Raw genomic sequence first — 15894 nt, 5'->3', positions numbered from 1 at the left:
CACGCTATATAAAGAAACGTCTGCTGCATCAGACGTTGCGTTCCTCTGAATGGTGCCGTAGGTCATGACTCATTTCCTGTAGTTCATTGATTAGTCTTGCTAAATGAAAACCATCGCACACGGAGTGATGTACCTGAACGGCGAGAGGTAACACTACTTTCCCATCTTGTTCATAGTATTTTCCAAGTGTGAACATGGGGGCAAAAAAGTTCTGCATGTTCGCAATGTTGATATTAAAACTGGTAAAACTTACCCAAGGAATAGCCGATACGAAAAATACATTTTCCGGAGACTCTCCCTTCGGCCAATAAGAAAGATTATGACAATAGCGTGCAACGTCTTCTGAATAAGTGTTTTGGAAGTGATGAATATTGCCATCGTAGCGGCTCCATAATGATGAAAAAGTCTCAGTTTCATTATGGAAAATGGTATAACTTGGATGAATTTCATTCCATATGACAAGCTCATTGTTTTTTATGGCCATACGGAATTCAGTATGCTTGTTGACAACGTTAGCAAGGAGGGAAATCATAGTAGGGTAAAATTTCCAGCCAACCTCTTTTATATGTTTTAGTACCGCGGTAATGTCTAACAGAACAGTTTGGTTAATGGTACTTTGAGCAAAAGACTGAAATACCTCAAAATGCTCTTTTCTTGCCCAACGAGATAAGTCAACAGTCGTATATTCTGGAGTCGTTTTTTTCATTTTTTATCCTTCGATTTGCAATCAAGTACCATATTTTAGCCTAAGTCTTTCCGTGACTTAATCAAGCTACATGTCCCGAAGCATGTTACCAGCGAACGCATTTGTGAGAGTAGCGTAACCTTATACAGGAGGAAAGATTAAAGCTTCTTCACAAGAGACTTTGCGCCCCTGGATTTACGATGTTATTCATCAATATGTAACGTGCTTCTTTGCGCGTGTATTGATCGATTAACGGCACAAGTCGTCTGAAATGCTCGCTCGCACAATGTTCATCAAGCGCCGCGTGGTTTGGCCATTCTTCTATAAAAATAAAATGGCCGGGATCTTTTTCATCAATATAGAGGTCATAAGCAAGACAGAGTGGTTCTTTCTTCGTGGCGGATATGAGTTCACGATACAAAGGGAGAACGGTTTCAATATATTCAGGTTTTATAAAATCTTCAGCAATGACCTTTAACATGTAGCCTCCTGGCAGAAAATGAATGCACACTCTGCAATGAAGATATCATTTAAGCAAGATGACACCACGTGATATCGGCTGATGAGTGAATCATTCCAGCTATCAATCAGATGATGCGTATAACTGTGATCCACCTCACCTCCCGGCAACCAAAATCTCCTGCGATTCGACGCCATCTTCTATCTGTTTTGCCACCTTTTGTAAGGCCGGAAGATGTTTTTCCGCAGCCTGTTCGATGGTCATCGCGCTGGCCATATACACCAGGTTCAGACAGCCGATCACCCGCTGTTCGCTGCGAATGGGGACGGCGATGGAGGCGATTTTTTCCTCCAGATCCCAGCCGCGATAGTTCTGGCCAAAGCCGTCTTTCCGCGCGCGGGTCAGGATGGCATTGAGCTTCAGTGGCTCACGCGCCAACTGGTATTCTTCTCCGGGTCGCGAGGCCAGCATTTCAATCAGTTCCTGACGCTCATTCTCCGGGCAAAATGCCAGCCAGGTCAGGCCGGAGGCGGTTTTCAAGAGCGGTAAGCGACGTCCAACCATCGCGCGGTGAAACGATAAGCGGCTGAAGCGGTGGGTGGTTTCGCGCACCACCATTGCATCCACATCCAGGGTGGAAACATCGGTCGGCCAGATGACCTCGCGCAGCAAATCGCCCAGCAGCGGGGCAGCCAAGGCAGAAATCCACTGCTCATCACGAAATCCCTCACTGAGCTGGCGGACTTTAATGGTTAAACGAAAGCTGTCATCGGAAAGGCTGCGCCGGACGTAACCCTCATCCTGCAACGTTTCCAGTAGTCGCCTGACCGTGGTGCGGTGCAGGCCGCTCAGCTCAGCCAGCAGGCCAACGCTGGCTCCACCATCGAGCCGGTTTAACATATTTAATAACATTAATCCGCGCGTTAATCCGCGTACGGTTTTGTATTCGGCAGCGTCGTCATTTTTCATATTTATTGACAAATCTACAGGTAAAACAACGTTGTGCACTTAGTGCACATCCAGGCATGTTTTGATTGTAGCGCAAAAACCCACTCCTATACTGACCGCACAATAAAAAATTATTCACATTTTTTTAACGAAATGAGTTGCACCTCGCCAGGGTCTGCAATTGCGTTTTGTCCGAGTAGTGAGGTTCTGAAATGACAACGATAAACCCGGATATCCAGCCTGCTGTACAGCACACCGTGCAGGTGGCGATTGCTGGTGCCGGCCCGGTAGGGCTGATGATGGCCAACTACCTTGGCCAGATGGGCATTGAGGTACTGGTGGTGGAGAAACTCGACAAACTGATCGACTATCCCCGTGCCATCGGCATTGACGATGAAGCGCTGCGCACCATGCAGTCCGTTGGCCTGGTCGAAAACGTTCTGCCGCATACCACGCCGTGGCACGCGATGCGCTTTCTTACGCCGAAAGGCCGCTGCTTTGCCGATATCCAGCCGATGACCGACGAATTTGGCTGGTCGCGCCGCAACGCGTTCATTCAGCCACAAGTGGACGCGGTGATGTTGGAAGGGCTGTCGCGTTTTCCCAATGTGCGCTGCCTGTTCTCCCGCGAACTGGAAGCCTTCAGCCAACAAAACGGCGAAGTGACGCTGAACCTGAAAACGCCAGACGGTCAGCGCGAAACGGTGAAGGCGCAGTGGCTGGTGGCCTGCGATGGCGGCGGCAGCAATGTCAGACGTTCGTTGAATGTACCGTTTGAAGGCAAAACCGCGCCGAATCAGTGGATTGTGGTGGATATCGCCAACGACCCGCTCAGCACACCGCATGTCTATCTGTGCTGCGATCCGGTGCGTCCGTATGTCTCTGCCGCTCTGCCTCATGCGGTGCGTCGTTTTGAATTTATGGTGATGCCGGGGGAAACCGAAGCGCAACTGAGTGAGCCGCAGAATATGCGCCAGCTGTTGAGCAAAGTGCTGCCGAACCCGGATAACGTCGAGCTGATCCGCCAACGCGTATATACCCATAACGCCCGTCTGGCCGAACGTTTTCGGATTGACCGCATACTGCTGGCAGGCGACGCGGCGCACATTATGCCGGTCTGGCAGGGGCAGGGTTACAACAGCGGCATGCGTGATGCCTTCAACCTGGCGTGGAAACTGGCGTTGGTGATCGAGGGTAAAGCCGGTGATGCGCTGCTGGATACCTACCAGCAGGAACGCCGTGACCACGCCAAAGCGATGATTGATTTGTCCGTTACCGCAGGCAACGTGCTGGCTCCGCCGAAACGCTGGCACGGCGCGGTGCGCGACGGAGTCTCCTGGTTGTTGAACTACCTTCCGCCAGTCAAACGCTACTTCCTGGAAATGCGCTTTAAACCGATGCCGCAGTATCACGTCGGGGCGCTGGTACGTGAAGGCGAGGCGAAAACGTCACCGGTCGGCAAAATGTTTATCCAGCCGAAGGTGACGCGGGAAACGGGCGAGGTGACGCTGCTCGACAACGTTATCGGGGCGAATTTTGCGGTCATTGGCTGGGGCTGTAATCCGTTGTGGGGCATGAGCGAGGCGCAGATCCTGCAGTGGCAGGCGTTGGGCACGCGGTTTATTCAGGTGGTGCCGGATACGCAGATTGCCACCGATCAGGATAACCATGACGGCGTTATCCGCATTGGTGATACGCAGAACCGTTTGCGTGCCTGGTTTGCTCAGCATAACGCCGCGCTGGTGGTGATGCGCCCGGATCGCTTTGTTGCTGCCGTTGCCATTCCGCAAACCCTGGGCAATACCCTGAATAAACTGGCGTCGGTGATGACGCTGACTCGCGTCAATGCCGATCTTCTTGTTGAAAAGGTAGCCTGATATGCACGCTTATCTTCACTGTCTTTCCCACTCGCCGCTGGTGGGCTATGTCGACCCGGCGCAATACGTGCTCGATGAAGTCAACGGCGTGATCGCCAGCGCGCGTGCACGCATTGCGGCGTTCGATCCTGAACTGGTGGTGTTGTTTGCCCCCGATCATTACAACGGTTTTTTCTATGACGTGATGCCGCCGTTCTGTTTAGGCGTAGGTGCCACGGCAATTGGCGATTTCGGCAGCGCGGCGGGGGAACTGCCGGTGCCGACAGATCTCGCTGAAGCTTGTGCCCACGCGGTGATGAAAAGCGGCATTGATCTTGCCGTTTCCTACAACATGCAGGTCGATCACGGCTTTGCGCAGCCGCTGGAGTTTCTGCTCGGCGGTCTGGATAAGGTGCCGGTGTTACCCGTGTTTATTAACGGTGTCGCCACGCCGCTACCGGGCTTCCAGCGTACTCGTATGCTCGGCGAAGCGATTGGTCGTTTCGCCAGTTCGCTGAATAAGCGTGTGTTGTTTTTAGGTTCCGGTGGGCTGTCGCATCAGCCGCCGGTACCGGAACTGGCAAAGGCTGACGCGCATATGCGTGACCGTCTGCTCGGCAGCGGCAAACAGCTACCCGAAAACGAGCGAGAACTGCGCCAGCAGCGGGTAATCAGCGCCGCCGAGAAGTTCGTGACCGATCAAAACACACTGCACCCGCTTAACCCCGTCTGGGATAACCGCTTTATGACCCTGCTTGAGCAGGGACGTTTGCAGGAGCTGGATACGGTCAGTAATGAAGAGTTGTCCGCGATGGCGGGCAAATCAACACACGAAGTTAAAACCTGGGTTGCCGCCTTCGCCGCCATTTCTGCCTTTGGCAACTGGCGCAGTGAAGGCCGTTATTACCGCCCGATCCCGGAGTGGATCGCCGGGTTTGGCTCCCTGAGTGCCACTACACAGAACTGAATATGCAGGAGAACATGATGACTTACCAACCGCAAACCGAAGCCGCCACCAGCCGTTTTCTGGAGGTGCAGGAAGCAGGTGAAACCCTGCGTGTGCATTTTAATGACTGTGGGCAGGGCGAAGAAACCGTCGTGCTGTTACATGGTTCAGGACCGGGGGCGACGGGCTGGGCGAACTTCAGCCGTAATATCGATCCGTTGGTGGAGGCCGGTTATCGGGTGATCCTGCTGGATTGTCCTGGCTGGGGAAAAAGCGATGGGATCGTTAACCGTGGGTCGCGATCCGATCTCAATGCCCGCATCCTGAAAAGTGTGGTTGATCAACTGGATATTCAGAAAATTCATCTGCTGGGTAACTCGATGGGGGGCCACAGCTCAGTGGCATTTACCCTGAGCTGGCCGGAACGCGTGGGCAAACTGGTGCTGATGGGCGGCGGGACGGGCGGCATGAGCCTGTTTACCCCGATGCCGACCGAAGGAATCAAGCGCCTGAATCAGCTGTATCGCGAACCGACCATCGAAAACCTGAAACTGATGATGGAAATCTTCGTTTTCGATACCAGTGATTTGACCGAATCGCTGTTTGAGGCGCGTCTGAACAACATGCTGTCGCGCCGCGACCACCTGGACAATTTTGTTCAGAGTCTGGAAGCTAACCCGAAACAATTCCCGGATTTCGGTCCACGTCTGGCGGAAATCAAAGCTCAGACCCTGATCGTCTGGGGGCGCAACGACCGCTTTGTGCCGATGGATGCGGGGCTGCGTCTGCTTTCCGGTATTGCTGGCTCTGAGCTGCACATTTACCGCGATTGCGGGCACTGGGCGCAGTGGGAACATGCGGAAGCCTTTAATCAGCTGGTGCTGAACTTCCTCGCACGCCCTTAAGGAACGGACATGACGAAGCAAAATCTTGAGCAGTTAGCCGCCGATTTACGTCAGGCGGAGGAAAAGGGCGAAGCGATAGGGCCATTGCGTGAGTTGATTGGCATGGACAACGCCGAGGCGGCTTACGCTATTCAGCGCATCAACGTGCAGTACGATGCGGCGCGCGGGCGTCGCGTGGTTGGGCGCAAAGTGGGATTGACGCACCCGAAAGTGCAGCAACAGCTGGGTGTCGATCAACCGGACTTCGGTACGCTGTTTGCCGACATGTGCTACGGCGACAACGAAACTATCCCGTTTTCCCGCGTGCTGCAACCGCGTATTGAAGCCGAAATTGCGCTGGTACTGAACCGCGATTTGCCTGATGCCGACACCACCTTTGATGAGCTGGTCAACGCCATTGAGTGGGTATTACCGGCGCTGGAAGTGGTCGGTAGCCGTATCCGCGACTGGTCAATTCAGTTTGTCGATACCGTGGCGGATAACGCCTCCTGCGGCGTGTATGTGGTCGGTGGTCCGGCGCAACGTCCGGCGGGATTAGATCTGAAAAACTGTGCGATGACAATGACGCGCAATAACGAAGAGGTCTCCAGCGGACGCGGCAGCGAATGTCTGGGGCATCCGATCAACGCCGCCGTCTGGCTGGCGCGCAAAATGGCCAGCCTCGGCGAGCCGCTGCGTGCGGGAGACATCATTCTCACCGGGGCGTTAGGTCCGATGGTGGCGGTGAATGCGGGCGATCGTTTTGAAGCCCATATCGACGGTATTGGTTCAGTCGCCGCCACCTTTTCTGCGGCGGTTACAAAAGGAAGTCAGTCATGAGTAAGCGTAAAGTCGCCATTATCGGCTCCGGCAACATCGGCACCGATTTGATGATTAAAATTCTGCGTCACGGCACGCATCTGGACATGGCGGTGATGGTCGGTATTGATCCGGAGTCCGATGGTCTGGCACGCGCCCGGCGCATGGGCGTTGCCACCACTCACGAAGGGGTGATGGGGCTGATAGCGATGCCGGAGTTTGCCGATATTGACATCGTCTTTGATGCCACCAGCGCGGGGGCGCACGTGAAAAACGATGCCGCCTTACGGGCGGTGAAACCAGGCATTCGCCTGATCGATCTCACACCCGCGGCCATTGGCCCATACTGCGTACCCGTGGTGAATCTGGAAGCCAACGCTGATCAGCAGAACGTCAATATGGTGACCTGCGGCGGGCAGGCGACGATCCCAATGGTCGCGGCGGTTTCTCGTGTGGCACGTGTCCATTACGCCGAGATTATTGCCTCAATTGCCAGTAAATCGGCGGGGCCGGGCACCCGCGCCAATATCGATGAGTTTACTGAAACCACGTCGAAGGCGATTGAAGTGGTGGGGGGCGCGGAAAAAGGTAAAGCCATTATTGTGCTTAACCCTGCCGAGCCGCCGCTGATGATGCGCGATACGGTGTATGTACTGAGTGAAGCGGCCTCGCAGGCGGAAATTGAGGCGTCGATTAATGAAATGGCTGCGGCGGTACAGGCGTATGTGCCGGGCTATCGCCTGAAGCAACGTGTGCAGTTTGACGTCATCCCTGAGGATAAACCAGTGAATCTGCCGGGTATCGGCCAGTTCTCCGGGCTGAAAACTGCGGTCTATCTGGAAGTGGAAGGTGCGGCGCATTACCTGCCAGCCTACGCCGGCAACCTCGATATTATGACCTCCAGTGCGCTGGCGACCGCAGAGAAGATGGCGCAGTCACTCACCCGTCAGGCAGGAGAAGCAGCATGAACGGTAAGAAACTTTATATCTCTGACGTGACCCTGCGCGATGGCATGCACGCCATTCGTCACCAGTATTCACTGGATAACGTGCGCCAGATTGCCAAAGCGCTGGACGACGCGCGAGTCGATTCCATTGAAGTGGCACACGGTGACGGTTTACAGGGCTCCAGCTTTAACTATGGCTTTGGTGCACACAGCGATCTGGAGTGGATTGAAGCCGCAGCGGAGGTGGTGAAACACGCCAAAATCGCCACGTTATTACTGCCGGGTATCGGCACCATTCACGATCTGAAAAATGCGTATCAGGCCGGTGCGCGGGTCGTGCGCGTGGCGACCCACTGTACCGAAGCAGATGTGTCGGCCCAGCATATTCAGTATGCACGCGAACTGGGCATGGATACCGTCGGCTTTCTGATGATGAGCCACATGACCACGCCGGAAAATCTGGCGCAGCAGGCGAAGCTGATGGAAAACTACGGCGCCACCTGTATCTACGTGGTCGATTCCGGCGGGGCGATGAACATGAGCGATATTCGCGCCCGCTTCCGCGCCCTGAAAGCCGTACTGAAACCGGAAACGGAAACCGGGATGCACGCCCACCATAACCTGAGCCTCGGTGTGGCGAACTCAATTGCCGCGGTGGAAGAGGGCTGCGATCGTATCGATGCAAGCCTGGCGGGGATGGGCGCAGGCGCGGGTAATGCGCCACTGGAGGTGTTTATCGCCGCGGCGGATAAGCTCGGCTGGCAGCACGGCACCGATCTTTATGCGTTGATGGACGCCGCCGACGATCTGGTGCGCCCGCTGCAGGATCGCCCGGTGCGGGTGGATCGTGAAACACTGGCGCTGGGCTATGCCGGGGTGTACTCCAGCTTCCTGCGCCATTGCGAAGTGGCGGCAGCGCGTTACGGTTTGAGCGCGGTCGATATTTTGGTTGAACTGGGCAAACGCCGAATGGTCGGCGGCCAGGAAGATATGATCGTTGATGTGGCGCTGGATCTGCGCAACAGCAAGTAAAAATGATTACGCGGCTGGCAATGTATCAGCCGCGATTCACCTGCATCGTGACCTCTGAGGGACATCTTATGACGACCCGTACCCCCGCATCCTCTTCGCGCCTGACGCTGACCGTCGGGCTTTGCTTTTTAGTCGCCCTGATGGAGGGGCTGGATTTACAAGCTGCCGGTATCGCTGCCGTTGGTATCGCTCAAGCCTTTGCGTTGGATAAAATGCAAATGGGCTGGATCTTCAGCGCCGGGATTTTGGGATTACTGCCCGGCGCGTTGGTGGGCGGCATGCTGGCCGACCGCTATGGGCGCAAGCGCATTCTCATTGGCTCCGTGGCGCTGTTTGGCCTGTTCTCCCTGGCAACAGCGCTGTCGTGGGACTTTTCAACGTTAGTCATCGCCCGCCTGATGACCGGCGTCGGACTGGGAGCCGCATTGCCGAACCTGATTGCCTTAACCTCCGAAGCAGCGGGCCCGCGTTTTCGTGGTACAGCGGTGAGCCTGATGTACTGCGGTGTGCCAATTGGTGCAGCGTTGGCGGCGGCGCTCGGGTTTAGCGGCCTGGCGTCTGCCTGGCAAACGGTATTCTGGGTGGGAGGTGTGATCCCGCTGCTGCTGGTGCTGCTGTTGATGTGCTGGCTGCCGGAATCACAGGTTTATACCCAGCAAACACAGGTGGCCGCTGCGCCGCTGCGCGCGCTGTTCGCTCCTGCTACCGCGACCGCTACGCTGCTGCTGTGGCTGTGCTATTTCTTCACCTTGCTGGTGGTGTACATGCTGATTAACTGGCTGCCGATGCTGCTGGTGGAGCAGGGCTTTCGCCCATCGCAGGCGGCAGGCGTGATGTTTGCTCTGCAAATCGGTGCGGCCAGCGGCACGTTAATCCTCGGGGCGTTGATGGACAAGCTACGTCCGGTGGTGATGTCGTTACTGATTTACACCGGGATGCTGGTCTCGTTGCTGGCGCTGGGGACGGTTTCGTCATGGAGCGGCATGCTGATGGCCGGCTTTGTTGCTGGCATGTTTGCCACCGGCGGACAAAGCGTGCTGTATGCGCTGGCGCCTCTGTTTTATAACACGCAGATTCGCGCCACCGGCGTGGGCACCGCCGTTGCAGTCGGACGTTTGGGCGCGATGAGCGGCCCGCTGCTGGCCGTGAAAATGCTGGCGCTGGGCACCGGAACTGTGGGCGTAATGGCGGCGTCTGCGCCGGGGATTTTGCTGGCCGGTCTGGCGGTATTTATTCTGATGAGCCGTAAATCGCAGATGACGGTCCAGGCCAGCGGTTCCTGAGGGTCATCCGGTTGTATGAACGGGAACATTCGCTTCCTACTTCCGGATGAACGCAAGTCGGCGGCTCTGTTGCCAGAGTTTACATACAGTCTGGCAACGGAGGCGTTATGAGCTGGCGGCCCTTTTTATATCTCATTATTAACCCTCATCCAGTGTTAAGCGCCCGACGCGGGCATCTGCATCTGGTGCAGGGTTGACTTTGCATTCTGTTAACAAACACGGTATAACAAACCTTCTTTGGATGTTTAGATGTCCATACGTTTAGAAGGTTATATGCAAACAACACAACAAAATGCGCCACTGAAGCGCACGATGAAAACGCGTCACCTGATTATGCTCTCCTTAGGCGGCGTGATTGGCACAGGGTTATTCTTCAATACCGGGTACATCATCTCGACCACGGGGGCGGCGGGAACGCTGCTGGCATATCTGATAGGTGCGCTGGTGGTCTGGCTGGTGATGCAGTGCCTGGGCGAGTTGTCGGTCGCGATGCCGGAAACCGGGGCGTTTCACGTCTATGCTGCGCGCTACCTCGGACCGGCGACGGGGTATACCGTCGCCTGGCTCTACTGGCTGACCTGGACTGTGGCGCTGGGTTCGAGCTTTACTGCTGCCGGATTCTGTATGCAGTACTGGTTTCCTCAGGTGCCGGTATGGATCTGGTGTGTGGTGTTCTGCGCGATTATTTTTGCCCTCAACGTTATCTCTACACGCTTTTTTGCCGAAGGGGAGTTCTGGTTTTCGTTAGTGAAAGTGGTCACCATCATCGCTTTTATTCTCCTCGGCGGAGCGGCTATTTTCGGCTTTATCCCGATGCAGGATGGTTCACCCGCACCGGGACTGAGTAACATCACGGCGGAAGGCTGGTTCCCGCACGGCGGCCTGCCGATCCTGATGACCATGGTCGCGGTGAACTTTGCCTTTTCGGGGACTGAGCTTATCGGTATTGCCGCCGGCGAAACGGAAAATCCGCGCAAGGTGATCCCGGTGGCGATTCGTACCACCATCGCCCGGTTGATTATTTTCTTTATCGGCACTGTGTTTGTACTGGCGGCGCTAATCCCAATGCAGCAGGCCGGCGTGGAGAAGAGCCCGTTTGTGCTGGTGTTTGAGAAAGTGGGCATTCCGTATGCCGCTGATATTTTTAACTTCGTGATCCTGACCGCCATTCTTTCTGCGGCGAACTCCGGGCTGTATGCTTCCGGGCGCATGCTGTGGTCGCTGTCGAATGAACGAACGCTGCCAGCCTGTTTTGCGCAGGTCACGAAAAATGGCGTACCGTTGACGGCGCTGTCGGTCAGTATGCTTGGCGGTGTGCTGGCGCTGTTTTCCAGCGTCGTGGCCCCGGATACGGTGTTTGTCGCATTGTCGGCGATCTCCGGATTTGCGGTAGTGGCGGTATGGCTGAGTATCTGCGCCTCGCATTTTGTGTTTCGCCGCCGCCATCTGCAGCAGGGTAACGCATTGAGTGAATTGCATTATCGCGCCCCCTGGTATCCGTTGGTACCCGTACTGGGTTTTGTGCTGTGCCTGGTGGCCTGTGTGGGACTGGCATTCGATCCGGCGCAGAGAATTGCGTTGTGGTGCGGGTTACCGTTTGTCGCGTTGTGTTATGGTGCTTATTTCCTTACTCAACCCCGTAAAGCAAAACAGGAGCCAGAACATGTCGCAGAATAATCCGTTACGCGCTCTCCTTGATAAACAGGATATCCTGTTGCTGGATGGTGCTCTGGCGACGGAGCTGGAAGCGCGAGGGTGTAACTTAGCCGACAGCCTGTGGTCTGCCAGGGTGCTGGTAGAAAACCCGGCGCTTATCCGCGAAGTTCACCTGGATTACTTCCGGGCAGGGGCACAGTGCGCAATCACCGCCAGCTATCAGGCAACTCCCGCGGGTTTTGCCACGCTCGGCCTGGATGAGGCGCAGTCGAAAGCGCTGATTGGCAAAAGCGTGGAGCTGGCGCGCAAAGCGCGTGAGGCGTATCTGGCGGAAAATCCGCAGGCCGGGACGTTACTGGTGGCGGGTTCCGTCGGACCTTATGGTGCCTTTCTGGCCGATGGCTCCGAGTACCGTGGCGATTACGCGTTAAGCATTGAAGCGTTACAGGCATTTCATCGTTCGCGTGTTGAAGCGTTGCTGGATGCCGGGGCCGATCTGCTGGCCTGTGAAACCCTGCCAAATTTTGCCGAAATTCGCGCACTGGCTGAGTTGTTGACCGCGTATCCACGTGCGCGGGCATGGTTCTCGTTTACCCTGCGTGACAGCGAACATCTGATCGACGGTACACCGCTGCGCGACGTGGTCGCTTTCCTCGCGCAATATCCGCAGGTGGTGGCGTTAGGCATTAACTGCATTGCGCTGGAAAAGACCACCGCTGCGTTGCAGCATCTGCATGGCTTAACGGCGCTGCCGCTGGTGGTGTATCCGAACTCGGGCGAGCAGTACGATGCGGTGAGCAAAACCTGGCATCATCACGGTGATCATTGCGCGCAGCTGGCGGATTATCTACCGCAGTGGCAGGCGGCGGGCGCACGGTTGATTGGCGGGTGCTGTCGCACCACGCCTGCGGATATCGCCGCGCTAAAAGCGCGAAGCTGAGCGTTATTGCCCGATGGCGGCTTACGCCTTATCGGGCCTACAAATAGCACGAACTATAGGCCTGATAAGCGCAGCGCATCAGGCATTGCCGGGTGGCGGCACAAGCGCCTAATCGGGTCTACAAATAGCACGAACTGTAGGCCTGATAAGCGCAGCGCATCAGGCATTGCCGGGTGGCGGCACAAGCGCCTAATCGGGCCTACAAATAGCACGAACTGTAGGCCTGATAAGCGCAGCGCATCAGGCACAAGTCATGCCGCATCCGCCAGGATAAACATGCCGTACGGGTGGATTTCGAGGTAATACTGTTCGCCAACGTCCGGCTGCAGACGCGTGGCGTTAACCTGCAATAGAATCTCCTGCCCGTGCCACTCCACCGTGACCTCATACTGCGGCCCCATATAGGCCACGTGGCTGATCACGCAGCGCTGACTCTCTTCGCCGCGATCGCTAAGCGTGATGGCCTCCGGGCGCACGCCGACCATGCCTTCCCCCTGCGTGCCAAAGTGCAGCGGGCGCGGCAGATGATAGCCGTGGATATCCACGTATTTGTCGCTGAAGGTCGCCGGAAACAGGTTGGCATCGCCCATAAAGCTCGCCATAAAGCGTGAGGCCGGCTGGCGATAGAGATCCTGCGGTGAGCCAATCTGCATGATGTGCCCCTTGTTCATGACCAGTACGGTATCGGACACCGCAAAAGCTTCGCTTTGATCGTGGGTGACGTACAGCGAGGTGATATCAAACTGTTTTTGCAGCTCGCGGATCTTATCGCGCATGCTGCGGCGCAGGTTGGCATCAAGGTTACTTAGCGGCTCATCAAACAGCAGTACCTTTGGTTTGAGGATCAGCGCGCGCGCCAGTGCTACGCGCTGCTGCTGCCCCCCGGAGATTTGATCGACATAGCGGTCTTCGAAACCCTCCAGATCGACCATCGCCAGCGCTTCTTTGACGCGAGCCTTCACCTCTGAGCGCGATACGCCAAGCATTTTCAGACCATAGCCGACGTTTTCCCCCAGCGACATATGCGGAAACAGGGCGTAGGACTGAAATACCATACAGATATCGCGCTGCTGAATAGAGCGGTGGGTGACATCTTCGCCATCAATAAAAATCTGCCCTTCGCTCGGTTTTTCCAGTCCGGCAACCAGGCGCAAAATGGTGGTTTTGCCACAACCGGACGGGCCGAGCAGCGTCACCATTTGCCCCTGCGGGATGGTGAGGTTGATATTGTCGATAACCGTGTTGCTGCCAAATCGTTTGGTGACGTTGCGCAGTTCAACGAAATTTTTCTGAGTCATAGTGCGCTCCATTACGCCTGGTTTTTGGCTTTTGAACGGGAAGTACGTGATTCACCGATCAGCCAGTCAAAGATAAAAATAATCGCCAGCATCACCACGATCAGAATTGAACCGTAGGCAATTGCCACGCCGTATTCGCCGTCTTCTACGCGGTTCAGTATGTAAGCCGTTGCCACACGGGTATCCGGTGTGACGAGGAACACAATGGCGCTGACGGTGGTAATAGCACGGACAAAGCTGTAGATCAGCGCCGAGAGGATTGCCGGGCGCAGCAGCGGCAGCAGGATATGCGTAATAGTACGCAGCGAACCGGCACGCAGGCTGAGTGAGGCTTCATCCAGTGATTTATCGATCTGGCCTAAGCCCGCGATACCCGCACGAATACCGACCGGTACGTTACGCATCACCATCGAGATAATGACGATGGCTGCGGTACCGGTGAGGTATACCGGGGCGCTGTTAAAGGCCAGAATATAGGACACACCCGCGACGGTACCCGGTACGGCAAAGCACAGCATGGTGGTGAACTCGATGGTCTTCTTACCTTTGAACTGCTGACGCACCACAATCCATGCGATAAGCAGACCGAAGATGGCGGTGATCGGTGCGGCAATCCCGGCGTAGAGTAGGGTATCGAGCAGTGAAGGCCATGCACCGTCGCTCATTCCCTGGCCGAACAATTTGGTAAAGTTCGCCAGCGTCAGGGTGTAGTCCACGCCCCAGTTGACGGTGAAGCTGCCGTAGAAAATACTTCCGTACAGCAGGGCGTTAAAGGCAATCCACACCGCCAGCAGGGCAACCACGCTCCACACCAGCGTGACAGGTAGCGGCTGCACGTCGCCACGATAGGATTTACCAGAAACGGTGACGTACGAGCGTTTACCGATCCACATGTACTGCACGCAGAATACCAGCAGTGAGAACAGCAGCAGGAAAGCGCCCAGCGTACTGGCGGCCTGGTAGTCGAGCTGTGAGCCGGTGATATAGAAGTAAATTTGCGTTGCCAGCACGTCGAAGTTACCGCCGAGCACCAGTGGGTTACTGAAGTCGGCCAGCGACTGCACCACCACGATCAAAAAGGCGTTCGCCAGCGCCGGTTTCAGCAGCGGGACAAATACGCCGTTAAAGGTCTGCCAGCGGCTGGCACGCAGGGTGTATGACGCCTCTTCCAGCGAGGGATGAATGGTTTTGATCGCGCCGTCGAGGATCATAAACGCCATCGGGGTAAAGGCCAGTACTTGCGCCAGCCAAATGCCAGTAAAGCCGTACAGCCAGTTGGTGTTGGTTAAGCCAAACCACTCGACCATAAATTCGGTGATGTAGCCGGAGCGTCCCATCATCAGGGTGACACCCAGGCCAACGACAAACGGCGGGGTGACGATCGGCAGAATCGAGAAAATACGTCCGATAATGGCGCTGCGTTTGGCGATGCGGGTGGTGTAGATCGCCAGCACCAAACCGAAGAAGGTACAGCCAATACCAACGGCAATCGACAACATAATCGAGTTGAGGATCACTTGAATAATATGCGCCTGGGACAGCACATTCATAAACGCCAGCGGGGCAAACTCCCCGGTGTCGTTAGTGAACATCGGAATGAAAATCGCGATGCTCGGCCAGACGATAAAAATACCGATCAGCGCGACAATCGCGGTGAGTGAACCGATGACGAAACGGTCACCACCTAGCCATTCCAGACGGGTAAGCGCCAGGGTCATGATTGCGCCCAGGGCGACAAACAGTACGATGGTGGCATAACCTAAGCCGCGCCCTTCAAGGGTGGCGCTGGCAACGATAAAGGCCATGCAGAAGAATGCCCAGCCCGCGTCAAGATAATGGCGGCTGCGCTGTTCGCGTCGGGCTTCATTAAACGGACGCACCAGCAGCAGGCTCGGCAGCAGATACCATAGCCAGCTAATGTTGAAATGTGACCAACTGTAGGCGTCGAGAATTTCGTCGCGCGTCGACTCCAGCAGACCGTAGTCCAGGCTCCAGCTCGGCAGCAGAGCAAATGCCAGCCAGCCGAGCAAAACCCAAAGGAATATCGCATCCCGTTTTTTCACGGGATGGAGTGCAAGTGTCTGTGACATAGCGTTTCCGGTGTTCAATCCTGATGTAGGCCGGATAAGCGTATGCGCCAT

At 55.8% G+C, this 15894-nt stretch carries 14 protein-coding genes; 9 read left to right on the top strand and 5 right to left on the bottom strand.

The window, feature by feature from the left end; all coding sequences use genetic code 11:
• Nucleotides 1–28: 28 nt before the first annotated feature.
• From catA to NNO08_RS00985, 3 genes are all read right to left on the bottom strand, one after another.
• Nucleotides 29–706 (bottom strand): type A chloramphenicol O-acetyltransferase, encoded by a 678-nt coding sequence (gene catA, locus NNO08_RS00995; RefSeq protein WP_271455986.1) that lies wholly within the window; start codon nt 704–706, stop codon nt 29–31.
• Nucleotides 707–854: 148 nt separating this feature from the next.
• Nucleotides 855–1166: a putative quinol monooxygenase gene (locus tag NNO08_RS00990; protein WP_271442651.1), complete on the bottom strand. Its 312-nt coding sequence runs from the start codon at nt 1164–1166 to the stop codon at nt 855–857.
• A gap of 135 nt (nt 1167–1301) precedes the next feature.
• Nucleotides 1302–2114: a DNA-binding transcriptional regulator gene (locus NNO08_RS00985; RefSeq protein ID WP_271455985.1), complete on the bottom strand. Its 813-nt coding sequence runs from the start codon at nt 2112–2114 to the stop codon at nt 1302–1304.
• A 191-nt stretch (nt 2115–2305) separates the two neighbouring features.
• Between NNO08_RS00985 and NNO08_RS00980 the strand changes: the two genes are divergently transcribed.
• From NNO08_RS00980 to mmuM, 9 genes are all read left to right on the top strand, one after another.
• Nucleotides 2306–3970, top strand: a complete 1665-nt coding sequence (locus NNO08_RS00980) for a bifunctional 3-(3-hydroxy-phenyl)propionate/3-hydroxycinnamic acid hydroxylase (RefSeq protein ID WP_271455984.1) — start codon at nt 2306–2308, stop codon at nt 3968–3970.
• 1 nt (nt 3971) lies between these two features.
• The gene (gene mhpB, locus NNO08_RS00975) at nt 3972–4916 is read left to right on the top strand and encodes a 2,3-dihydroxyphenylpropionate/2,3-dihydroxicinnamic acid 1,2-dioxygenase (protein WP_271442654.1); all 945 of its coding nucleotides are present in this window, start codon (nt 3972–3974) and stop codon (nt 4914–4916) included.
• Between the two features lie 17 nt (nt 4917–4933).
• Nucleotides 4934–5800: a 2-hydroxy-6-oxonona-2,4-dienedioate hydrolase gene (gene mhpC / locus NNO08_RS00970; protein WP_271456009.1), complete on the top strand. Its 867-nt coding sequence runs from the start codon at nt 4934–4936 to the stop codon at nt 5798–5800.
• A gap of 9 nt (nt 5801–5809) precedes the next feature.
• On the top strand, nt 5810–6619 hold the full coding sequence (gene mhpD / locus NNO08_RS00965; protein WP_271455983.1) for a 2-keto-4-pentenoate hydratase: 810 nt from the start codon (nt 5810–5812) through the stop codon (nt 6617–6619).
• Nucleotides 6616–7566: an acetaldehyde dehydrogenase gene (gene mhpF / locus NNO08_RS00960; protein WP_271455982.1), complete on the top strand. Its 951-nt coding sequence runs from the start codon at nt 6616–6618 to the stop codon at nt 7564–7566. Before mhpD ends, mhpF begins: the two co-directional genes overlap by 4 nt.
• Complete coding sequence (mhpE, locus tag NNO08_RS00955) at nt 7563–8576, top strand: 4-hydroxy-2-oxovalerate aldolase (protein ID WP_271455981.1); 1014 nt, start codon at nt 7563–7565, stop codon at nt 8574–8576. The genes mhpF and mhpE overlap by 4 nt, the downstream gene beginning before the upstream one ends.
• Before the next feature lie 68 nt (nt 8577–8644).
• Complete coding sequence (gene mhpT / locus NNO08_RS00950; protein WP_271455980.1) at nt 8645–9859, top strand: 3-(3-hydroxy-phenyl)propionate transporter MhpT; 1215 nt, start codon at nt 8645–8647, stop codon at nt 9857–9859.
• A gap of 273 nt (nt 9860–10132) precedes the next feature.
• Nucleotides 10133–11536: an S-methylmethionine permease gene (gene mmuP, locus NNO08_RS00945; RefSeq protein WP_271442662.1), complete on the top strand. Its 1404-nt coding sequence runs from the start codon at nt 10133–10135 to the stop codon at nt 11534–11536.
• The gene (mmuM, locus tag NNO08_RS00940) at nt 11523–12455 is read left to right on the top strand and encodes a homocysteine S-methyltransferase (protein ID WP_271455979.1); all 933 of its coding nucleotides are present in this window, start codon (nt 11523–11525) and stop codon (nt 12453–12455) included. The genes mmuP and mmuM overlap by 14 nt, the downstream gene beginning before the upstream one ends.
• A gap of 251 nt (nt 12456–12706) precedes the next feature.
• Here the strand turns inward: mmuM and fbpC are convergent, their stop codons facing one another.
• Both fbpC and NNO08_RS00930 read right to left on the bottom strand, forming a co-directional pair.
• A complete protein-coding gene (fbpC, locus tag NNO08_RS00935; protein ID WP_271441122.1) occupies nt 12707–13753 on the bottom strand; it encodes a ferric ABC transporter ATP-binding protein in 1047 nt (348 codons plus the stop codon).
• An 11-nt stretch (nt 13754–13764) separates the two neighbouring features.
• The gene (locus tag NNO08_RS00930) at nt 13765–15843 is read right to left on the bottom strand and encodes an ABC transporter permease (RefSeq protein ID WP_271441121.1); all 2079 of its coding nucleotides are present in this window, start codon (nt 15841–15843) and stop codon (nt 13765–13767) included.
• Nucleotides 15844–15894: the final 51 nt, after the last annotated feature.

The organism is Citrobacter sp. Igbk 17 (assembly GCF_028069775.1).
GTDB lineage: Bacteria > Pseudomonadota > Gammaproteobacteria > Enterobacterales > Enterobacteriaceae > Citrobacter.
This window is presented reverse-complemented; position numbering and strand designations above follow the sequence as displayed.